Consider the following 19,936-nt stretch of genomic DNA (forward strand, 5'->3'; position numbering starts at 1 on the left):
GCGGTGCGCCCGACCGGCAAGGTTCCGCTCACCGTCCCACCTCGGCGAACGCGACGGGCGCGAACAGGAGCTCGATGGTCCGGGCCACGCGGGCGCCGTCCGCGAAGTCGACCTCGTGCACGACGGCGGCCGTGGGGTCGGCCACGTAGGCGCGCTGCGCGTCGAGCTGCAGCAGCGGCGCGGTGTCGGTGTCGGTGTCGCCGTCGACCAGGGGATCAGTCGTCGCGACCTTCCCGGTCGAGGCGGTCACCACGACCACCCGACCCGCGTCGTCGACCCCGACCACGTGCTCGTCCTGGTCGTCGACGGCGACCACCGCACGCAGCGGCCGTTCGGTCGGCACGTGCCGCCAGGAGCCCTGTCGGACGTCGAGCAACCAGAAGCCGCTGTCGCCCGCGAGTCCGGCGACCGTGGGGCGGCCGGCCCGCGCGGCGAAGGCGGTCGGACGCTCGGCGTCGTCCGGCAGTGCGACGAACGAGGTCGCACCGGCATCGTCGACGACGACCGCTCCGTCGGCGCAGCCCACCACGGCGCCCGCGCGGGTGACGATGCCACCAGCGGGGTCGGTGCAGGCCTGTCCGGCGCTGGTCGACCCGGCCGACTCGGTCTGTTCTCCGTCGGTGTCGAGGACGCGGACGGTGTCGCCCTCGGCGGCGACCAGGTGCTCGCCGAGCGGGAGCAGCACGGTCGCGTCGAGTCGTGCGGTCTCGTCGAGCTCGCCCTGCCCGAGTGCCGCGCGGTCGAGCACCACCGCTTCGCCGCGCTCCGGCCAGGCGATCGTGGTCATCGTCTCCGACGAGTGCACCTGGACCGGACCGCCGCCCTCGAGCGTCCCGACGACGCGCGGCTCGGCGGCGTAGTAGTGCGTGTGGTCGCCGTGGTCGACGGTCCAGGATCCCCCGTCGACGACCGTGGTGCGGTCGCCGTCGCTCGTCACCAGGAACCGACCGTCGGTCGCGGAGTGCTCGGCTGCGCCGATGCGGTCCAGGTCGGTCGTCTCGCCGGTGAGCAGGTCGTGCAGCGCCGTCTCGCCGGTCGCGGAGACGGCCAGGAGGCCCAGCTGTGGTTCCTGGGACTCGGTCGCGCCCGCGACGTAGCCGTGCGGGGCCGTGGTCGCGCTGGCGTCGTCGGCCGGCGGTGTCGACGCGGTGGAGCACGCCGTGACGGTGAGCGCGAGGCTGGTCGTCAGGCCCAGGGCACCCAGGAGTCGCGTGCGTCGTGCGCGTGCGTGGGGGCGGTCGGTGGTCGGGTCGTGGTTCATGGTGCCTCTCGTGCTGGTGCTCGGACAGGGTGTTCGACGGGCCTGGTGGTCGCGCGCGCGGTGCTGCGTGCGATGGCTGCCAGCCCGTGGGACAGGGCGACCCCGGCGACGGCGACGGCCGCGATGCTGGCGCCGGCGGCGGTGCCGGCGTGCCACGAGACGAGCAGGCCGACCAGGACGGCGACGACACCGAGCACCGCGCCGAGGAGCATCGTCGAGGCCACGTGCTTCGTCCAGGCGCGGGCCGCGGCGGCGGGCGCGAGCAGCAGTCCGACGACCAGCAGGGTCCCCACCGCGCGGTACGAGGCGACGACGGCGAGCGTGACCAGGCCGATGAGGACCACCTCGGCGAGCCGGGGATGCAGGCCGAGCGTCGCGGCCTTGCGGACGTCGAAGGCCAGTGCCGTGAACGGTCGGTGGAACACGGCTGCGACGAGCAGGGCGACGGCGACCGCGATCGCCAGGCCGACGAGGTCGGTGCGGGTCACGGCCAGCACGTCGCCGAACAGGATCGCGGTGACGTCGGTGGCGAAGGACCGTGATGCCGACACGATGATGACCCCGAGGGCGAGCATCCCGACGAAGAGCAGCCCGATCGAGGTGTCGTAGGACAAGCCACCGCGTCGTCGGAGCGCCCCGACGCCGAACACCATCACGCCGGCGCTCACGGCGGCGCCGAGCACTGCGGGCACGCCGGTGAGCGCTGCGATCGCGACGCCGGGCAGCATGCCGTGCGACAGCGCCTCGCCCAGGAACGCCATCCCACGCACGAGCACCCACGTCCCGACGACGGCGCACAGCACCGCGGCCAGGGCGCCACCGGTCAGGGCACGCACCATGAAGTCGACGGTGAAGGGATCGGTCAGCCAGGTCACGATCCGAGACGCTACATGAAAACGAGTATCGATACTGATAGCGTGCTCAGGTGCCCACGACCGATCCGATGCCCGCCGTCCGCCTTGAGCAGGTGACCGCCGTCCGCGGGGAGCGGACCGTCCTCGACGGCCTCGACGCGGCCTTCCCGGCCGGCCGGGTCACCGCGCTGACCGGACCCAACGGGTCCGGCAAGTCGACGCTGCTCAACGTGGTGGCGGGCGTGCTGCGGCCGACCGCCGGGCGCATCACGGGCCTCCCGTCAGGCGGCGTCGCCCACGTGAGCCAGTCCGTCCCGCCGACCACGCTCCCGCTCACGGTCCGCGCGGCCGTCACGATGGGCCGGTGGCGTCACCGGGCCTGGTGGCGACCGCTCGGACGCGACGACCGCGCCGTCGTCGACGCGCAGCTCGAGCGGATGGCGATCACCGAACTGGCCGACCGCCCGCTCGACGCGTTGTCCGGCGGCCAGCGGCAGCGCACCCTCGTGGCACTCGGGCTGGCGCAGCGGGCGCGCGTGCTGCTCGTCGACGAACCGACGGCCGGCGTCGACTCGGCATCCGCTGCGCTCGTGGTGGCGGCGCTCGCCGCCGAGGCCGCCGACGGCGTCGTGGTCGTGCACGCCGCACACGATCCGGTGGCGATCACCGCAGCCGACGCCGTGGTCACGCTCCCCGCGCCCTGACGGCGCGGGTGGCGGTCAGGGGCAGGCGACGGCGACGGAACCCGTCGAGGTCGTCACCGGCACCGGTGCCGGAGCCTCGTCGGCGACCGGCGCTGCGCTCGAGCGGCGCAGCCTGAGGGAGACGAGCACGATCGCACCCACGACGGCGACCCCTCCGGACAACCAGAAGTCCGCAGCGAGACCGAACGACGACACCGCTGCGCCGCCGAGCACCGACCCCGCGGCGATCGCGAGCTGGATGGTCGTGACGAACAGCGCGAGCCCGGTCTCGGACCCGGCGGGCGAGGCCGTGGACATCCACGTCTGCATGCCGAGCGGCAACGCGCCCCAGACCAGCCCCCACACCACGAGCAGCACGAACACCCCGACGACGGAGTGCGCGAGCAGGGGGAGCAGGACCACGGCGACCGCGAGGGCGACCTTGGACACGCTGATGGTCCCGAGCACGCTCCGTCCCAGGGTGAAGCCGGCGGCGAAGTTCCCGACGATCCCCGCGACGCCGAACACCAGGAGCGCGAGCGTGACGGTGTCCGGTCCGACCCCGACCAGGTCCTGCAGGTACGGGGCGATGTACGTGTACGCGGCGAACTGTGCGGCGAACAGGAACGCGGCGGCGATCAGACCGACACGGGCGCGGGGGACGCGGAGCAGCGAGGCGAGCGTCGCGAACCGGACCTGCTGCTGCGCGGGGATGCGCGGCAGCATCGCGAGCTGCAGGACGAGCGCGACCAGACCGAGCACACCGCCGATGACGAACGCGAGCCGCCAGGTGGCAAGCGACGAGACGAGGGCGCCGAGCGGCAGGCTCACGACCGTCGCGACCGAGACGCCGGCGGTGATGAGCGAGGTCGCCCGGATCGTGGCGGCCGGCCGGACCAGTCGACCGGCGATGCCGGCGCCGATCGCCCAGAACCCGCCGATGCCGACGCCCAGGAGCATCCGGGCCACGAGCAGCACACCGAACGAGGGCGCGATGGCTGCGAGCCCGTCCGCCACCACGAGCAGCACGGTCAGCGAGACGAGCACGACACGGCGGTCCACCCGCGAGGTCAGGACCGTGACGACCGGCGCCGCGACGGCACCGACCAGCCCGGTGGCGACGACCATGAGCCCGGCCGCGCCGATCCCGACGTCGAGGTCGGCGGCGATGGCGGGCAGGAGCCCGATCGGCAGGAACTCGGAGAGCACGAGGACGAAGGATCCGAGTGCGACGGACGTGACACCGAGCCACCCGCGGCGCTCTGCTGACGAGGTCATGGGGTCGTCAAGCAGCGCCGGTCGCGGGCCATTCCCGCGAGTCGTGTCGCTACTCGCTGGCTACCGACACGGTGCGGCCCGACACCACCGACTCCTGCGCGGCGAGCACGATCGACAGGGTCCGCAGCCCGACGTGCACGTCCGGCTGCGGCTGCACGCCCGCCCGGACGGCGTCGACGAACGTCCGGAGCATCGCCGCGTCGGGGTCGGCACCGGTGCGGGACTCGATCGGCAGCCCGGTCTCCGCGACGATCCCGCGAGCAGCCGCCCCGAAGAAGTCGAGCGACACCGTGCCGCCCGTCCCGGCGACGTCGAGCGTCAGCCCACCCCACACCGCTGAGGTGTCCGGCTTGCTCCACGAGCAGTCGATCGCGGCGACGACGCCGTTCGCGTACGTGATCGTGACGAGTCCGGCGGTCTCCGCCTGCGCCCGGGCCGCGTGCAGCGTGCGGTTCGCCACCGCGGTCACGGTGACGGGTGCCGACCCCATCAGGCCCTCGAGCAGGTCCGCGATGTGCACGACGTGGTCGACGATCGCGCCGCCGCCGGACAGCTCCGGCTCGGTGAACCACGACCGGGTCAGGGGGAGCATGCCGTTGTTCGCGCCACGGACCGAGAACAGCTGCCCGAGCGCTCCGGAGTCGTGCGCCGCACGGAGCTTGTCGAACGCCGAGGTGAACCGCACCGGGAACGCCACCATGAGCACGACGCCCGCTGCCTCGACGGCGTCGCGGATCGCGAGGCCGTCCTCCCACGTGGTCGCGAGCGGCTTCTCGCACAGGACGTGTGCACCGGCGGTGGCGGCGGCCTCGACGAGCTCGCGGTGCCGGGCGTTCTCGCTCGTGACGACGACGGCGTCCGGGCCCCAGGCGAGCAGCTCGTCGTACGTCTCCGCGTAGTCGACCCCGAGCTCGTCGGCCAGGTCGCGGCCGCGCAGCTCGACGATCGTCTCGCCCGTGCTGACGCCGCCCGGGTCGGCACCGCGGACCTCGACCCCGGGCATCGCGGTGAGGGCGGTGAGGTAGCCGATCGCGTGGGTGTGGGCGAACGACATCACGGCGATCTTCAGGGCGGTCACGCGCGAGCCCCCGTCGTCAGGGACACCGGCTGCCCGGTGTCCATCGACTCGAGTGCCGCGTTCGCGATCCGGACCGCCTCGGCGCCGTCCGCAGCCGTCACCCGCGGAGCGGAACCGCCGGCGAACGCCCCGAGGAACTCGGCGAGCTCGAGCCCGTACGGGTCGTCGGCGGGGTCGACCTCGGGCAGGAAGCCGTCCGCGGCGTCGGGCACCGCGAGGTCGGCGACGTAGTCCTGTTCGTCGAGCGACCGGTGCGCCAGGCTGCCGTGCGTGCCCGTCACCGAGTACTCGGTCGAGAACGCGAGGTGCTGCGGTCCCCAGATCCCGGCGACGTGGCTGATCGCCCCGGACTCGTGCGTGAGCAGGACGTGTGCTGCCTCCACCGGCTCGGCCTCGGTGCCGGCACGGACGCCGACCGCCGACACCGTGGTGACGGGTCCGGCGACCCACCGCGCGATGTCGAGGTCGTGGATCATCTGGTCCATCACGATGCCGCCGGACAGCGCCCGGTCGGCGAACCACGCGGTGCGGGTCGGGAAGGCCCCGGAGCGCACGAACCGCAGGACGGCCAGGTCGCCCAGGAGGCCCGTGGTGACGGCGTCGTGCAGGCGCACGTAGGCGGGGAAGAAGCGCACCACGTGGGCCGGGAAGAGCTGTCGGCCGGCGTCCTGCGCACGGGCCACCAGGTCGGCAGCGTCGGCGTCGGTCCGGGCGAGCGGCTTCTCCGACACGACGTCCTTGCCGGCGGCGAGGGCGGCGCGCACGACCTCGGCGTGGGCGAAGGTCGGCGTCACCACCTCCACGACGTCGACGACCGCGAACAGGTCGTCGAGCGAGTCGACGACGGTGATCGACGAGCCCGCGGCGGCTGCGGCCGGGGCGAACGCGGCGGCCAGGTCTTGCGCACCGTCCTGCGCGTACACGACGACCGGGCCGAGGCGGAGCAGGCCGGGCATGTGCGCGTGGGCGATGCCGCCGGCGCCGACGAGGCCGATCCGGGGAGGGGTCGGGGGCATCGGGGGCTCCTTCGCGGGGTGGACCGGTCGACGGTGACGGGGACGACGCCATGCTACCGAGCGGGGCGTCGCGGCTGACGCGGGCTCGGTGTCAGGCGTCGAGGGCGCGTCGGGCGGCCGCGACGACCTCGGCATCGGTCACGAAGTGCGCGGAACCGTCGTCGGCCCCGCCCATCGGGACCCCGGCGTGCGCGCTGTCCGGCGCGGCACGCTTGGCCGACAGGTGCACGGCGGCGGCACCCGTCGCGACCAACGCCGGGACGTCGGCCGGGGTGACACCGGCACCGGCCATGACCTGCACCGGCCCGGCGGCGTCGACCATCCGCGCGATCGTGGCAGCGCCGGCTCCTGCGGTGGGAGCGCCGCCGGAGGTCAGCACGCGGGTGAAGCCGAGCGCCGCGAGCGTGGCTGCTGCCGCGACGGGGTCCACCGCGTGGTCGATCGCCCGGTGCAGGGTGATCTCGGCGGTCGTGCTGACCGAGCGGGCGGCGTCGACGAAGCGGCGCAGGGCGTCCTCGTCGAGGGTCCGGTCCGGGCGCAGCGCACCGACGACGACGCCGGCGGCACCGGAGCGCAGGACCGTCCGGACCTCGCGCACCATGAGCTCGACCTCGTCGGGGGTGTGCACGAACCCGCCGGGGCGGCACCGGATCAGCGCGTGCGCCGGGATCCCGGTCTCGTGGGTCGTCTCGACCAGGGCCTGCGACGGAGTCAGCCCGCCGAGCTCGAGCCCGACGCAGAGCTCGACCCGGTCGGCCCCGCCGTCCCGTGCGACGACCGCACCCTGCGGCGACGTGACCGCGATCTCGAGTGCAACGGGCGAAGGGGTCATGCAGAGGCTCCGAGTGGCTGGTCCGAGGCCGGGATGATCCTGGCGGTCAGGTCCGGGGCCTCGGGGAACACTCGATCGTAGGGGAACATCGGCCGCTCGATCCTGTGGTGCCCGAGGCGCAGCAGGTCCTGGTCGACACCGCCCGGGGTGAGCGCGAGCATCCAGTCGGCGGCCATGTCGAACAGCTCCGGCTCGAGGTACCCGATCTTCACCACGACGACGTCGGCCTGCCGTGGTGCCAGGTCGAGGTCGGTGAAGTCGTGCTCGTGGTGGTACGGCTTGCGCAGCTTCGTCAGGATCGCGAAGACGCTGCCGACCTGCAGCACGACCTCGGTCTCGGCGTCGCGGTCGCCGTGCTTGATCGCGTGGACCCGGCCGGTCATGGTGATCGGTCCGGCGTGCACGGCATCGACCGACGCACCGGCGGTCACCGTGACGGTCGCACCCACACCGGCCTCGACTGCGGTCGCCACGGCGGCGGCGCCGGGGACACTCGCGTAGATCAGGGTGGGGCCGTCGGCGCTCGCGAAGGCCGGGTTCGCGAGCACCTGGGTCAGCCCCCAGGTCATGTCGCCGGAGCCGCCCGCGGTGGGGTTGTCGCCGGAGTCGGACACGAAGTACGGGTGTGCGGCGCCGGGCGTGAGCGCGGCGGCCAGGCATTCGTCGAACGTGCCGGTGGGGGCGACGAAGACGAAGTCCTCACGGACGTCCCAGAAGGCACGGGCGAGGCGCTCGGCCCCGGCGGCGACGGCGGCTTCGTCCCACCCGGTGACGACGGTGACGGCCTGGTCGCGGGGCTGGTCCGCCCAGGCGTAGCCGACCCAGATCGCGGCGTCGAGCACGCCGTCGGTCTGCTCGACGAGCGGCACCTGGGCGTACAGCGAGGCGGCGGGTTCGAGGCGGGTCGAGGTCTGCTCCCCGGGCAGCAGGACGGGGATCGGGATCCAGGCCTTCACGGGGCGCTGCGCTCCGGCAGGACGCGTGGTGAGCACGTCGACCAGGTTCCGGACGGCACGTTCCTTGGTCTCCATGGCGTCCTCGTGCGGGGCCATCCGGTAGCAGGTGACGAGGTCGACCTGGTGGGCGAGCTCGCGCGTGACGTTGCCGTGCAGGTCCATCGACGCCGACACGATGACGTCCGGGCCGATCACCGCACGGATCCGGCCGAGCAGGTCCGCCTCGGCGTCGTCGAGCCCCTCGACGACCATCGCGCCGTGGATGTCGTACCAGAGGCCGTCCACGTGCTCGGCGTCGACGATCGCGCGCAGTCGCGTGACGATCTCCGACGCGAGTTCCTCGTACGAGTCGCGGTCCACGATGCCGCCGGGCAGCGCGTGCCCGATGAGCGCCCCGCGGAAGTCCGCCGTGTCCGACATCGCGGACAGGAACGGGTACCGCGCCACGACCTCGTCGCCACGGTCCGGGTGGAACGCCGGCGCGTGGGTGCGGGTGGGGGTGAAGGTCGACGTCTCGATCGCCAGCCCGGCGATGGCGACGACCGGACGACGGGCACCGGCGGGGACGGCGGGGGTGGCGGACACGGTCTCAGACACGGACGCTCCTGTTCCTGGTGGTGGACTGCGGGATGGGGGTGGACAGCTCCTCGAGCGAGGCGGCGAGGCCCCGCTGCAGTGCGAACTGGCCGGCACCGACGAGCCCGGCATCGGCACCGAGCGACACCGGCTCGATGGCCAGGTGCTGCGTCATGAGCGGGTGGCAGCTCTCGTAGAGCTGACTGCGCACGGCCGCGATGAACGGGTCGAGGGTGGAGAGGATGCCGCCCAGGTAGACGGCGTCCGGGTTGAAGAAGTTCACGTTGGCCGCGAGCACCTCGCCGAGGTACCGACCGGCCAGGCGCACGGCACGGGTGGCCTCGGGGTGGGCGTCCGAGGCGAGTCGGACGACGTCGGCGGTCGAGGAGACGTCGACCCCGGCGCCCGACAGGATCCGCACCAGGGCAGCTCCGGACGCGACGGTCTCGAGGCACCCAGTGTTCCCGCACGAGCACGGGGTGTCACCGGCGGCGTCGATCCGCACGTGGGTGATGTCCCCGGCCGAGCCCGTGGACCCGCGGTACAGGCGGCCGTCGATGACGATGCCCGCGCCGATCGCCGACCCGGCCTTGATCGTGATGGTCTGCCGGCGTCCTGGAGGCTGCACGCTCTGCTCGCCGGCGGCCATGCAGTTCGCGTCGTTGTCGACGATCGCCGGCAGGCCGAAGCGGTCGGACAACCAGGCGGCCACCGGGAACCCGTTCCAGCCCGGCATCCGACTCGGCAGGTCGACGACACCGGCCTCGACGTCGACGGGTCCGGGCAGACTGAGACCGACCCCGCGCAGACCGGCGCGGCCCCGGTCGTCGGCGAGCCGCTCGAGCAGGCCGGCCAACCGCTGCAGGCCGGCGGTCGGACCGTCGGAGAGCGCGAACGGGACGTTCGCGACGGACTCGAGCGCGCCTCCCGGCAGCACGATCCCGACCCGCGCGTGCCCACCGCCGACGTCGGCGGCGACCGCGTACTCGTCGACGCCGCCGATGCGGAGCACCTTGCGGGGACGGCCGCCGGTCGAGACGTCGGTGCCCTCTTCCGCGAGCAGCCCGTGCGACAGCAGCTGGGTGACCACGTGCGACACCGTCGACGGAGCGGCGCCGAGCAGTGTGGCGATCTCGGTGCGACTCGCGGCCTGACCCGACGCGACGAGTTCGAGGACGCGAGCAGAGAGGTCCGTCACGACTTTCTCCAATCCGGGGGAAACGACGGCCGAACCGACCGAACACCCGGAGCCTAACCGGCGGAACGGCCCGTTCACCCTTTCGTCCAAACGGCAGAAACGCAGTTTTTACACGAAGATGTTTGTTTTTCCAACGGCTTTGGCCATTGACTGTGTCCGTGCCGCTCGGCACGCGTGCTCCACCTCCCCAGAACTCCCACGCACCAGGAGACACACATGACCAAGCCCCGCCGCTGGGCGCTCCTCACCGGAGCAGCGATCGCCGTGAGCGCCCTGCTCGCCGGATGTTCCGGGGGCGGTTCCGCCACCTCGAACGCGAATCCGGACGAGATCGACTACGCCCTTCCTGCGAACTTCACGCCCAACTGGATCCTGCCGATCGGCACCGCCGCGCACCTCAACACGAACAACGGCTCCATCGCGCAGTCGCTGTACGAGCCGCTCGTCGCGTACGACGGCTCCACCGGCAAGATCGCGTGGAACAAGGACGGGTCCGTCGCCACGGACGCGGAGTTCGCCGACGACGGCAAGAGCGTCGAGATCACCCTCGGTGACCGGCACTGGTCCGACGGCGAGGCGATCACGAGCCGCGACGTCGAGTTCTGGTTCAACCTGATCAAGGCGAACAAGGACCAGTGGGGCTCGTACTCGAAGGGCAAGGCGCCGGACAACTGGACGTCGTTCAAGGCGGTCGACGACACCCACTTCACGATCACGTTCGACAAGGCGTACAACTCGGACTGGATGCTCGCCAACCAGCTGAGCCACATCATCCCGCTGCCGCAGCACGCCTGGGACAAGACGAGCGCGAGCGCGAAGGTCACCGACGCCGACGAGACCACCGCCGGCGCGAAGCAGGTCTGGAAGTACCTGAACACCGCGGCGGGCAAGATCTCGGACTACGCCACCGACGACCTGTGGAAGACCATCTCCGGTCCGTACGGCGTCAAGGCGTTCACCACCGCCGGCAAGGTCACCCTCACGGCGAACACGAAGTACGACGGTGGCGAGAAGCCCTCGATCACGACCGTCAACCTGCTGCCGTTCACGACGGCCGACGCCGAGGTGAACGCGGTCCGCTCCGGCGAGGTCGACTACGGCTACATCAACGCCACGGACATGGACCAGGAGTCCTCGTTCACGGCGAAGGGCTACGAGGTCGAGCCGTGGACCGGCTGGGCCATCACCTACATGCCGTACAACTTCAACAACCCGGACATGGGCGCCGTCTTCAAGCAGCTGTACGCCCGCCAGGCCGTGCAGATGTCGATCGACCAGAAGTCCCTGTCGAAGGTCGTCTTCAACGGCACCGCCACCTCGACCTACGGCCCGATCCCGCAGGCGCAGGAGTCCGACTACGTCTCCGACGTGCAGCAGGACAACCCGTACCCGTTCAGCACGTCGAAGGCCAAGGACCTGCTGACCAGCCACGGCTGGGAGGAGCAGGGCGGCACGATGGTCTGCACCGACCCCGGCACGTCGGCGGATCAGTGCGGCGAGGGTGTGCGGGACGGCACGAAGTTCACCATGGGTGTGCTGTCGCAGTCCGGTTCGACCGTGACCGACAACATGATGAGCGCGATCCAGTCCTCGCTCGCGAAGACCGGCATCGGCTTCACGATCAAGACCGCGCCGGTGTCGAGCGTGCTGTCGCAGACCCCGACCTGCACGAGCGACGAGGCCAGCTGTGACTGGGACCTGTCGTTCTTCGGCACCGCGGGCAGCTGGTACTTCCCGGCCTACCCGACCGGTGAGTCGCTCTTCCAGACCGGTGGTTCGGCGAACTTCGGCAGCTACTCGAACAAGCAGGTCGACGACCTCATCGACGCGACCACCACCTCGACCGACGCCACCGCCGTGCAGGACTACAGCGCCGCGGTCGCGAAGGACCTGCCGGTGATCTGGCTGCCGAGCCCCGACTACCAGATCTCGGTCGTCAAGAAGGGCCTGTCCGGGTTCGACCAGGACTCGCTCGCCAACTTCCACCCGGCCCAGTGGAAGTGGAACAAGTAAGACCGTGACCACGGACGGGAGGCGCGGTGCGCGTCCGACGCGCACCGCGCCTCCCGTCCCTCGCACGTCTCCAATCCGACCATCGGAAGCCGCATGACCACAGCTCTCTACCTCACCAGGCGCGTCCTGCAGGCGCTCGCGGTGATCCTCATCGTCACGATCGTGGTGTTCTGCCTGCTGCACGCGCTGCCCGGCGGGCCCGCCCGCGGTGTCCTCGGCGTCTCCGCGACGCCCGCGCAGATCACCGCGTTCAACCAGGCGCAGGGACTCGACCAGGCCCTGCCGGTGCAGTACCTGCGGTTCCTCGGCCGCCTGCTCACCGGTGACCTCGGCACCTCGTACACGCTCAACGAGCCGGTGTCGCAGCTCATCGCCGAGCGCCTGCCGAAGACCCTCGTCCTCACCGGCATCTCCGCCGTCCTCGGCCTCGTCGTCGCGATCCCGGTCGGCATGCTCCAGGCCGCCCGCCGCAACGGCGCGGTCGACTACGCCGCCACCGCGCTGGCCTTCGTCTTCTACTCGACGCCGGCCTTCTTCCTCGGCCTCATCCTGATCATCGTGTTCAGCCAGCAGCTGCCGTGGCTGCCGTCGCAGGCGCCGAGCGGCACCACGCTCGCCGAGGTGTTCCAGGACCCCGCCGGGCTCGTCCTGCCGGTCGTCACCGGAGCGCTCGCGATGATCGCCGTGTTCAGCCGCTACATGCGGGCCTCGACCCTCGAGAACCTGCAGGAGGACTACGTCCGCACCGCCCGCGCCGGTGGCGCCTCGACGATGACGATCCTGCGCCGGCACGTGTTCCGGAACTCGCTGACGCCCGTCGTCGCGATGCTCGGCTACTACCTGCCCGTGCTGTTCGGCGGCGCCCTCGTCACGGAGCAGCTGTTCAACTACCCCGGCATGGGGCTCCTGTTCTGGAACGCGGCGCAGTCGTCGGACTACCCGACGCTGCTCGGCTGCGTCCTCGTCATCTCCATCGCGACCGTCATCGGCACCCTGCTCGCCGACGTCGCCCAGTCCCTCATCGATCCGCGAGTGAAGGCGAGCCGCGCATGAGCGCCGTACAACTGGCACCCGAGGCCCCGGGCGCCCCCGTCACCGTCGCGGCCACCGGGTTCCGACTCGCCGCCCGCCGGTTCCGCGGCAACACGCTCGCCGTGATCGGCCTGGCCGTGATCGTCGTCATCGTCCTGTTCTGCTTCGTCGGGCCGTTCCTGTACCCGACCGACCAGACCCACACCCTGCTCGAGCAGGCCAACCAGGGTCCGAGCGCGGCGCACTGGCTCGGCACCGACGCCGTCGGCCACGACGTGCTCGGCCGGCTGATGTACGGCGGCAAGGTCTCGCTCATGGTCGGCATCGCCGCCGGGGTCCTGGCCACCGTCGTCGGCACCCTGTGGGGTTCCGTCGCGGGCTACGTCGGCGGCTGGGTCGACGCGCTGATGATGCGCGTCGTCGACGCGGGCATCGCGATCCCGGCGCTGTTCATCCTGCTCGTCATCTCGGCCATCACGACCCTGGTGTCGCCGGGCTCATCCTGATCCTCGGGCTGGTGTCGTGGCTGGTGCCGTCCCGCCTGATCCGCGCCGAGACCCTGACGCTGAAGAACCGCGACTACGTGCTCACCCTGCGCGCGATCGGTGGCTCGCACGCCCGCGCCATCGGCAAGCACCTGCTGCCGAACTCGGTGTCCACGATCGTCGTCGCCGCGACCTTCCAGGTCGCCGACGCGATCCTGCTCGTCGCCTACGTCTCGTACCTCGGGCTCGGCGTGCAGCCGCCCGCGACGGACTGGGGCGGCATGCTCTCGGCGGGACTCACCGCCGCGTACTCCGGACACTGGTGGCTCATCGTGCCGCCGGGTCTGGCCGTGATCCTGATCGTCTGCGCGTTCAACGCCGTGGGCGACGGACTCCGGGACGCCTTCGACGTGAGGGGCCGCTGATGACCACCGAACCGATCCTGCGGACGACCGACCTCGGCGTCTCGTTCAGCACCGAGTCCGGCACCGTGTCGGCCGTCCGGGGCGTGTCCCTCTCGGTCGCGCCGGGCGAGACGCTCGCCCTGGTCGGCGAGTCCGGCTCCGGCAAGTCCACGGTGGCGCTCGCCGCGATGGGGCTGCTCTCCGGCAACGCGACCGCGACGGGCAGCGCGCTCGTCGCCGGGCACCAGGTGGTGGGCGCTCCCGAACCGTCGCTCCGTGCCCTGCGGGGCTCGACGGTGTCGATGGTCTTCCAGGAGCCCGCGACGGCCCTCGACCCGCTCACCCGGGTCGGCGCGCAGATCGCCGAGGTGATCCGGAACCACCGAACGGTCACCGCCGCGCAGGCCGCGGCCGAGGCCGTCGACCTGCTCCGTCGCGTCGGGATCCCGTCGCCGGAGCAGCGGGCCGGTCGTTCCCGTTCCAGCTCTCGGGTGGGCAACGCCAGCGCGTGGTGATCGCGATGGCGATCGCGAACTCGCCGAAGCTGCTCATCGCGGACGAGCCGACGACCGCCCTCGACGTGACCGTGCAGGCCGAGATCCTGGAACTGCTCCGGAAGCTCGCTGTCGACACCGGCACGGGCGTGCTGCTCGTGACGCACAACATGGGCGTCGTCGCGGACTTCGCAGACCGCGTCGCGGTCATGCTGCAGGGCGAGATCGTCGAGACCGGCAGCGTCGAGGACGTCCTGCTCCGTCCGGAGCACGAGTACACGAAGCGGCTGCTCGCCGCGGTGCCGCGGCTCGACGTGGCGGGCGACCGTCCCGCCGCTGCGGTCGACGCGGGGTCCGCTGACGCGGCGGCCGGGAGGCCCGGTGCAGCCCCGGTGGTCGACCTGCGGAACGTCACGGTGACGTTCGGGCGCGGGGCGCGCGCCGTCCACGCGTTGCAGGGGATCGACATCGCCGTGCACGCGGGCGAGACGGTCGGCCTGGTCGGCGAGTCCGGCTCCGGCAAGTCCACCGCTGCCCGGGTGGCGCTCGGGCTCATCACGCCGACGTCCGGCACCGTGTCGCTGTTCGGGCAGGACCTGCGCAGCGCCCGTGGCCGTGATCGTCGGGCGCTCCGGTCCGGCATCGGCGTCGTGCTGCAGGACCCGGTGGCCTCGCTCGACGCCCGGATGTCCGTGGCGGAGTGCATCGCCGAACCGCTCGCCGTGCACCGCCGTGGGATGTCGTCGGCGGACCGTCGTCGGCGGATCGACGAGGTGCTCGACGCCGTCCGGTTGCCGCGGTCGCTCGCCTCGCGTGCACCCCGTGAGCTCTCCGGCGGCCAGCGCCAGCGGGTGTCACTCGCCCGCGCCCTGGTGCTCGAGCCGCGGTTGCTCGTCGCCGACGAACCGACCTCGGCGCTCGACGTCAGCGTGCAGGAGACCGTCCTCGAGGTCCTCGGCGAACTGCAGGACGACCTGGGCTTCGCGTGCCTGTTCGTCTCGCACGACCTGGCCGTGGTGCAGCACTTCGCCGAGCGCGTCGTCGTGATGCGCCAGGGCGTCGTCGAGGAACAGGGCACCACCGGCACGACGCTGCTCCACCCCACCACCGACTACACGCGACGCCTGCTCGCCGCCGTACCCGTGCCGGACCCCGTCCTGCAACGGCAGCGTCGGACGGAGCGTCTCGCCTCGCTCGCGGCGGTGACCGCGTGAACCGGGTGATCGCCGGCGTCGACGTCGGCGGCACGAACACCAAGGTCGTGCTGACGACCCCGGACCTCGAGGTCATCGACCGCGTCGACCTGCCGACGCCCGCCCACGCGGGCGGGGCGGCGATCGTGACGGCCGCCGTCGGGGCGGTGACGGGCCTGCTCGTCCGGCACCGGGCCTCCTTGACGGGTGTCGGGGTGGGCGCGGCCGGCGTGGTCGACGCGGCCACGGGCACCGTCCTGGTGACGGGCAACTCGTTCACCGGCTGGGCCGGTTACGGCGTGACCCGCGCGGTCAACGACGCCCTCGGCGTGCCGGCGACGCTCGACAACGACGTGAACGCGTTCCTGCTCGGCGAGATCGCCACGGGTGCCGTCGCGGGGGAGTCCGACGTGCTCGGGATGACCCTCGGCACCGGGGTCGGCGGTGCGTTCGTGCTCGGCGGACGGCTGTTCGCGGGGCCGCGCGGGGCCGCCGGTGAGATCGGCCACGTGCCGGGCTTCGGTGACGCGCTGTGCACCTGCGGACAGATCGGGCACCTCGAGACCATCGCGGGCGCGCGGGGCATCGCCGACCGGTACGCCGAACGGTCCGGCCGGCGGCTGTCGGCGCGCGACGTCGCGGTCGCCGCGCGTGCCGGTGACACGGACGCCGCTGCCGTCTTCGAGGCCGCGGGCTGGGGACTGGCGCGCGCCGCCCTGCTCACCGCGGGGATCCTCGACGTCACGACGATCGTGATCGGCGGCGGCATCGCGCGGTCGTGGGATCTGCTCGAACCGGCCATCACCGCGGCGATCGCGGCCGAGCCCCCGGTGAGCGGCGCGACGATCCGGCTGGCGCAGTCCACCCTCGGGTCGGACGCCGTGGCGCTCGGTGCTGCGTCGCAGGTGCGGGCGTTGGTGCCGGAGGCCGAGTCGGTCTAGGGCTTCGTGCGTGTGATCTCCGAGTGGAGGCTGTCACCGATCGGTTACACGAGTCAGTTGTAATCGATCGGTTACAGTGCGACTGTGTAATCGATCGGTTACAGTTGAGTTGCCGCGATCAGTTGCTCCGGAGGTGCCCCGTGCGTGTAGACAGTGTCCTGGCGCTGGGCGATGCCGTCCACGAGCGCCGGGTGGAGCTCGGGTGGTCCCAGGGGGAGCTGGCGCAGCGCATGGGTGTGAGTCGCCGGTGGGTGAACGAGTTCGAGAACGGCAAGGGCACCGCGCAGCTCCGACTCGCTCTCGATGCGCTCACCGTGCTCGGCTTGGTCCTCGACGCAGAGGCTGCGGCTGCGGATGAGTGAGCTCCGCGCGTTCCTCGACGGCGAGCCGGTCGGTGCCTTCGAGATGAACGCCACCGGCAACACCACCTTCACGTACGACGAGGCCTACCGTCCCCGCCCGTCCGCCACCCCGCTGTCGCTGTCGAAGCTTCCACCGCGAACCCGGCTCCACCGCGGAGCGCTCGTACGTCCGGGTCGCGCACCAGGCCGGGGTTCGCACCGAGACGGTCGTGGACGGCATCGATGCGAGTTCGACCCGGGGCGTGACCCTCACCGGGATCCTCAACCCACAGCTCGACACCGACTTCACCGGCGCCACGGTCCACGTGTACGGCGAGTCGATCGGCAGCACGTTCGACACACACCTGAGCTACTGGTCACCCGGTCGGGGCGGGACCTTCGGCGCGGTGCTGAGCCCCGGACGCTACAAGGTCGAGGTCGTCGGCTGGTCGCCGAGCCAGCGCCGGTACGTCTCGTACTGGTACGGCGGCGAGGGCAACCGGCCCGTCGCGGACCGTGCGGCGTCGCACACGATCGTCATCCGCGACGAGAGTCGGTCGATCTCGTTCTGGAGCACCCGCTGACGGGACCGCTGATCCGTCAGCCGGCGGGTCCGTCGGTGGGTGCCGGCTCGGTGATCCGCTCACCGGTCGCCGGGTCCCACCCGATCGTGCGGGGTTCGGCGGGGCGATCGCGGCGCTCGGTCTTCGGGAAGAACCCTCGCGTGGACGGCAGGTAGCTCAGGACCGTCGCGGCGACGAGGGCGGTCGGGTAGAGGAAGCCTGCGGCCCCCGCGCCGAGCACGAGCCCGACCACGGTGTTCACCACGGCGAAGCCGGCGACGATCGCGAGCCAGAGCCGTGCGGACGCCGATCCGCGGGCCATCCGGATCGCCAGCCAGACGAACAAGGCCGCGAAGGCGAGGCCGATGAAGGAGCCGACCAGTGCGACGGCGAGCCCACCGTCGGTGTGCACCACCGCGACGACCAGGAACCCGAGGCGGACGAGCACCACGGCGCACCAGATGCCGGACGCGATGGTGACGACGGTCGGGCGCGTCTTCCGCGCGGTGTTCGTGCTCATGTCGCCCCTTCGGTTTCCCGGTCGACACGATCCTAGGGCGACCGGGTCCGTCGAAGTGCGGACTGGTGCGGCCCTCGAACGAGGGTCAGGATGCTGCCTAGTTGCACAGCGCAACGGGTCAGGTGCTTCCCCGACAGAGGAGTCGTCATGAAGAAGTCCATCGCAGCCGCGTTCGCCGCCGCGGCCGTCATCACCGCGGGCGTGTTCGCCGCGTCACCCGCCTCGGCACTGCCGGCCAGCACGAAGGTCGTCGGTGGCGAGAAGGCCCCCACCACCTCGTGGGCGGTCCAGCTCGAAGCGTCGGGCGGCTCCATCCCGTCGGGCTACGTCAGCAACTGCACCGGCGAGCAGATCAACGCCTCGTGGATCCTCACCGCCCGTCACTGCATCGACGGCATCGGTGCGATGAACGTCTACCACTCCAACTCCACGACCAACCGGGGCACCGCCGTCGCCGTCGACCGCGTCAGCGCCTCGCCCGCGGGCGACATCGCACTCGTGCACCTGCGGACCGCCTACTCGCTGTCCACCTACGCGCCCCTCGACCTCACCGCGACCGCCAAGTCGAGCGGGACCGGCACCATCCAGGGCTACGGCCTGCGCGCGAACGCGACCCAGTCCGACGGGCTCTACCAGGCCACCGTCTCGCTCACCGGTGCGAGCACCGACGCGTACAGCGGTCGTGCTCAGCACCTCACTGGCGTGACCGGTGCCTCGAACCACGGCGACTCCGGCGGCCCGCTGCTCGTGAACGGCAAGGTCGTCGCCGTCTGCTCCACCGGTGACAGCGCCGACCCCGGCGCCGACACCAAGGCCGGCTCGAACTACGCCCTGCTGTCGCAGGCCTCGTCCTGGATCCGGACCACGGCCGGCGTCTGAACCACGTGACGGACGGGAGGCCCGTGGCGACGCCGCCACGGGCCTCCCGTCCGTCATCAGCCGTGTCCCAGGACCGCAGCGGCTGAACGCGCGTCCACGCGCGACGACGACAGTGGAACGCATGAGTCAGTACGACAAGCGCGATCCGAACACCCTCTACCCGGCCCCGCCGTACCCGAAGCAGGAGCAGTCGCTGCCCGGTGCCGCGTGGAAGATGGACCCGAAGCCCGACCACGGCGAGGAGAGCTACGTCGGCCGGGAGCGGCTGACCGGATACCGCGGCATCATCACCGGCGCCGACTCCGGCATCGGTCGCGCCGCCGCCATCGCCCTCTCGCGTGAGGGAGCCGACCTGGTGCTGTCCTACCTGCCGGACGAGCAGGAGGACGCCGAAGAGGTCCGCGACCTGCTCGAGATCCGAGGGACGTCGCGCCTTGCTCTTCCCCGGGGACATCTCCGACGAGCAGTACTGCATCGACCTGGTGCAGAAGGGCGTCGACGAGTTCGGCGGTCTCGACACCCTGGTCATGGTCGCCGGCCGCATGGACAGCAACGAGGACATCCTGACCCTCGACACGTCGATGTTCGACTCGACGTTCAAGACCAACATCTACTCGCTGTTCTGGCTGACCAAGGCAGCGGTGCCGCACCTCGAGCCGGGCTCCACCATCGTGACGACCGGTTCGATCCAGGCGTCGACGCCGTCGGCCGACAAGATCGACTACGCCGTGTCGAAGGGCGCGATCAAGCTCTTCACCGAGGCCGTCGCCCAGCAGCTCGCGCCGAAGGGCATCCGCGTGAACTCCGTCGCACCGGGGCCGGTGTGGACGCCGCTGCAGCCGGGCTCTGACGATGCCGAGACGGTGTCGCACTTCGGCGAGACCTCGCCGTTCGGCCGGCCCGGTCAGCCCGCCGAGCTCGGTGCCGCGTACGTGCACCTGGTGAGCCCGGAGTCGAGCTACCAGTCGGGGTCCACGATCACGATCGCCGGCGGAACGCCCGCGTTCTGAGATTCGGAGGTACTGACATGTCCGCAGTGACGCACACCGTGCTGGTGGCGTGGGACGGGGCCGACCGGTCCTCCGACGCTTCGGCGCTTTCGCGTGAGCACCTGCCACGGATCGACGGTGTCGAGTCCGTGCAGTCGGGCACGAGCGTGAGCACCGAGGGGCTGGAGGGCGGGTTCCACTGGATGCTCGTGGTCCGGTTCCGCGACCGCGAGGCGCTCGCCGGGTACCTGCCGCACCCGGAGCACCGGCCGGTAGCCGAGTTCATCGGCGGGGCGAGTGCCCGGGTCGTGGTCTTCGACGTCGAGGACGCCGCGTAGCCGGCAGCGCCG

Annotated in this window: 21 protein-coding genes and 2 pseudogenes; 14 read left to right on the forward strand and 9 right to left on the reverse strand. The window is 71.8% G+C overall.

The annotated features are described in order from the left end of the window. Positions 1-28: 28 nt before the first annotated feature. Both ACZZ0J_RS13825 and aztB read right to left on the reverse strand, forming a co-directional pair. Positions 29-1,261 carry an ABC transporter gene (locus ACZZ0J_RS13825; protein WP_463437418.1) on the reverse strand — a complete coding sequence of 411 codons (1,233 nt, stop codon included), beginning with the start codon at positions 1,259-1,261 and terminating at the stop codon, positions 29-31. Next, the gene (gene aztB / locus ACZZ0J_RS13830; RefSeq protein ID WP_123671168.1) at positions 1,258-2,136 is read right to left on the reverse strand and encodes a zinc ABC transporter permease AztB; all 879 of its coding nucleotides are present in this window, start codon (positions 2,134-2,136) and stop codon (positions 1,258-1,260) included. The genes ACZZ0J_RS13825 and aztB overlap by 4 nt, the downstream gene beginning before the upstream one ends. A 50-nt stretch (positions 2,137-2,186) precedes the next feature. Here aztB and aztA point away from each other — a divergent pair, with 50 nt between their 5' ends. Next, positions 2,187-2,819: a zinc ABC transporter ATP-binding protein AztA gene (aztA, locus tag ACZZ0J_RS13835; RefSeq protein ID WP_463437419.1), complete on the forward strand. Its 633-nt coding sequence runs from the start codon at positions 2,187-2,189 to the stop codon at positions 2,817-2,819. Positions 2,820-2,834: 15 nt separating this feature from the next. Here the strand turns inward: aztA and ACZZ0J_RS13840 are convergent, their stop codons facing one another. The 6 genes from ACZZ0J_RS13840 to ACZZ0J_RS13865 all read right to left on the reverse strand — a co-directional run bounded on the left by ACZZ0J_RS13840 (position 2,835) and on the right by ACZZ0J_RS13865 (position 9,732). Further along, positions 2,835-4,076 (reverse strand): MFS transporter, encoded by a 1,242-nt coding sequence (locus tag ACZZ0J_RS13840; protein WP_463437420.1) that lies wholly within the window; start codon positions 4,074-4,076, stop codon positions 2,835-2,837. 49 nt (positions 4,077-4,125) lie between these two features. Further along, positions 4,126-5,154 (reverse strand): Gfo/Idh/MocA family protein, encoded by a 1,029-nt coding sequence (locus ACZZ0J_RS13845; RefSeq protein WP_463437421.1) that lies wholly within the window; start codon positions 5,152-5,154, stop codon positions 4,126-4,128. Continuing rightward, the gene (locus ACZZ0J_RS13850) at positions 5,151-6,170 is read right to left on the reverse strand and encodes a Gfo/Idh/MocA family protein (RefSeq protein WP_463437422.1); all 1,020 of its coding nucleotides are present in this window, start codon (positions 6,168-6,170) and stop codon (positions 5,151-5,153) included. The genes ACZZ0J_RS13845 and ACZZ0J_RS13850 overlap by 4 nt, the downstream gene beginning before the upstream one ends. A gap of 91 nt (positions 6,171-6,261) precedes the next feature. After that, a complete protein-coding gene (locus tag ACZZ0J_RS13855) occupies positions 6,262-7,002 on the reverse strand; it encodes a copper homeostasis protein CutC (RefSeq protein ID WP_463437423.1) in 741 nt (246 codons plus the stop codon). Further along, entirely contained in the window at positions 6,999-8,555 is a 1,557-nt protein-coding gene (locus ACZZ0J_RS13860; protein ID WP_463437424.1) for a M81 family metallopeptidase, read from the reverse strand. Before ACZZ0J_RS13860 ends, ACZZ0J_RS13855 begins: the two co-directional genes overlap by 4 nt. Further along, complete coding sequence (locus ACZZ0J_RS13865) at positions 8,548-9,732, reverse strand: ROK family protein (protein ID WP_111085915.1); 1,185 nt, start codon at positions 9,730-9,732, stop codon at positions 8,548-8,550. Before ACZZ0J_RS13865 ends, ACZZ0J_RS13860 begins: the two co-directional genes overlap by 8 nt. A gap of 216 nt (positions 9,733-9,948) precedes the next feature. Between ACZZ0J_RS13865 and ACZZ0J_RS13870 the strand changes: the two genes are divergently transcribed. The 10 genes and pseudogenes from ACZZ0J_RS13870 to ACZZ0J_RS13915 all read left to right on the forward strand — a co-directional run bounded on the left by ACZZ0J_RS13870 (position 9,949) and on the right by ACZZ0J_RS13915 (position 17,219). Next, complete coding sequence (locus tag ACZZ0J_RS13870; protein WP_463437425.1) at positions 9,949-11,745, forward strand: peptide ABC transporter substrate-binding protein; 1,797 nt, start codon at positions 9,949-9,951, stop codon at positions 11,743-11,745. A 93-nt stretch (positions 11,746-11,838) separates the two neighbouring features. Next, on the forward strand, positions 11,839-12,798 hold the full coding sequence (locus ACZZ0J_RS13875; protein WP_131844871.1) for an ABC transporter permease: 960 nt from the start codon (positions 11,839-11,841) through the stop codon (positions 12,796-12,798). Further along, positions 12,795-13,283: an ABC transporter permease gene (locus ACZZ0J_RS13880; protein ID WP_463437426.1), complete on the forward strand. Its 489-nt coding sequence runs from the start codon at positions 12,795-12,797 to the stop codon at positions 13,281-13,283. The genes ACZZ0J_RS13875 and ACZZ0J_RS13880 overlap by 4 nt, the downstream gene beginning before the upstream one ends. An 11-nt stretch (positions 13,284-13,294) precedes the next feature. Beyond that, entirely contained in the window at positions 13,295-13,687 is a 393-nt protein-coding gene (locus ACZZ0J_RS13885) for an ABC transporter permease (protein ID WP_463437427.1), read from the forward strand. After that, on the forward strand, positions 13,687-14,181 hold the full coding sequence (locus tag ACZZ0J_RS13890) for an ATP-binding cassette domain-containing protein (protein ID WP_463437428.1): 495 nt from the start codon (positions 13,687-13,689) through the stop codon (positions 14,179-14,181). The genes ACZZ0J_RS13885 and ACZZ0J_RS13890 overlap by 1 nt, the downstream gene beginning before the upstream one ends. Before the next feature lie 5 nt (positions 14,182-14,186). Continuing rightward, positions 14,187-15,374 carry an ATP-binding cassette domain-containing protein gene (locus ACZZ0J_RS13895; protein WP_463437429.1) on the forward strand — a complete coding sequence of 396 codons (1,188 nt, stop codon included), beginning with the start codon at positions 14,187-14,189 and terminating at the stop codon, positions 15,372-15,374. Beyond that, the gene (locus ACZZ0J_RS13900) at positions 15,371-16,294 is read left to right on the forward strand and encodes an ROK family protein (protein WP_214547413.1); all 924 of its coding nucleotides are present in this window, start codon (positions 15,371-15,373) and stop codon (positions 16,292-16,294) included. Before ACZZ0J_RS13895 ends, ACZZ0J_RS13900 begins: the two co-directional genes overlap by 4 nt. 140 nt (positions 16,295-16,434) lie before the next feature. Beyond that, a complete protein-coding gene (locus ACZZ0J_RS13905) occupies positions 16,435-16,656 on the forward strand; it encodes a helix-turn-helix domain-containing protein (protein ID WP_185002910.1) in 222 nt (73 codons plus the stop codon). Next, a pseudogene (locus ACZZ0J_RS13910) lies at positions 16,649-16,810 on the forward strand (HipA N-terminal domain-containing protein); the annotation flags it as partial. The gene ACZZ0J_RS13905 and the pseudogene ACZZ0J_RS13910, both read left to right, overlap by 8 nt. 55 nt (positions 16,811-16,865) lie before the next feature. Further along, positions 16,866-17,219 carry a hypothetical protein gene (locus ACZZ0J_RS13915; protein ID WP_463437430.1) on the forward strand — a complete coding sequence of 118 codons (354 nt, stop codon included), beginning with the start codon at positions 16,866-16,868 and terminating at the stop codon, positions 17,217-17,219. Positions 17,220-17,235: 16 nt separating this feature from the next. On the opposite strand, the gene ACZZ0J_RS13920 is transcribed toward ACZZ0J_RS13915, so the two are convergent. Beyond that, positions 17,236-17,718 carry a hypothetical protein gene (locus ACZZ0J_RS13920; RefSeq protein WP_463437431.1) on the reverse strand — a complete coding sequence of 161 codons (483 nt, stop codon included), beginning with the start codon at positions 17,716-17,718 and terminating at the stop codon, positions 17,236-17,238. Positions 17,719-17,865: 147 nt separating this feature from the next. Between ACZZ0J_RS13920 and ACZZ0J_RS13925 the strand changes: the two genes are divergently transcribed. The 3 genes and pseudogenes from ACZZ0J_RS13925 (at position 17,866) to ACZZ0J_RS13935 (ending at position 19,924) form a co-directional block, all read left to right on the forward strand. Further along, positions 17,866-18,597, forward strand: coding sequence for a S1 family peptidase (locus ACZZ0J_RS13925; protein ID WP_123671152.1), 732 nt, complete (start codon positions 17,866-17,868; stop codon positions 18,595-18,597). A gap of 121 nt (positions 18,598-18,718) precedes the next feature. After that, positions 18,719-19,607 (forward strand): annotated as a pseudogene (locus tag ACZZ0J_RS13930) (SDR family oxidoreductase). 17 nt (positions 19,608-19,624) lie between these two features. After that, entirely contained in the window at positions 19,625-19,924 is a 300-nt protein-coding gene (locus ACZZ0J_RS13935; RefSeq protein WP_194648967.1) for a Dabb family protein, read from the forward strand. Positions 19,925-19,936 lie beyond the last annotated feature (12 nt).

This window comes from Curtobacterium sp. AC272, from assembly GCF_979258155.1.

Bases quoted from the DNA above. Each gene is read 5' to 3' on its own strand.
- ACZZ0J_RS13840 (WP_463437420.1), bottom strand. From the start codon at position 4,076: ATGACCTCGTCAGCAGAGCGCCGCGGGTGGCTCGGTGTCACGTCCGTC.
- ACZZ0J_RS13925 (WP_123671152.1), top strand. From the start codon at position 17,866: ATGAAGAAGTCCATCGCAGCCGCGTTCGCCGCCGCGGCCGTCATCACC.
- ACZZ0J_RS13935 (WP_194648967.1), top strand. From the start codon at position 19,625: ATGTCCGCAGTGACGCACACCGTGCTGGTGGCGTGGGACGGGGCCGAC.
- ACZZ0J_RS13855 (WP_463437423.1), bottom strand. From the start codon at position 7,002: ATGACCCCTTCGCCCGTTGCACTCGAGATCGCGGTCACGTCGCCGCAG.
- ACZZ0J_RS13825 (WP_463437418.1), bottom strand. From the start codon at position 1,261: ATGAACCACGACCCGACCACCGACCGCCCCCACGCACGCGCACGACGC.
- ACZZ0J_RS13890 (WP_463437428.1), top strand. From the start codon at position 13,687: ATGACCACCGAACCGATCCTGCGGACGACCGACCTCGGCGTCTCGTTC.
- ACZZ0J_RS13895 (WP_463437429.1), top strand. From the start codon at position 14,187: ATGGCGATCGCGAACTCGCCGAAGCTGCTCATCGCGGACGAGCCGACG.
- ACZZ0J_RS13850 (WP_463437422.1), bottom strand. From the start codon at position 6,170: ATGCCCCCGACCCCTCCCCGGATCGGCCTCGTCGGCGCCGGCGGCATC.
- ACZZ0J_RS13880 (WP_463437426.1), top strand. From the start codon at position 12,795: ATGAGCGCCGTACAACTGGCACCCGAGGCCCCGGGCGCCCCCGTCACC.
- ACZZ0J_RS13870 (WP_463437425.1), top strand. From the start codon at position 9,949: ATGACCAAGCCCCGCCGCTGGGCGCTCCTCACCGGAGCAGCGATCGCC.
- ACZZ0J_RS13920 (WP_463437431.1), bottom strand. From the start codon at position 17,718: ATGAGCACGAACACCGCGCGGAAGACGCGCCCGACCGTCGTCACCATC.
- ACZZ0J_RS13875 (WP_131844871.1), top strand. From the start codon at position 11,839: ATGACCACAGCTCTCTACCTCACCAGGCGCGTCCTGCAGGCGCTCGCG.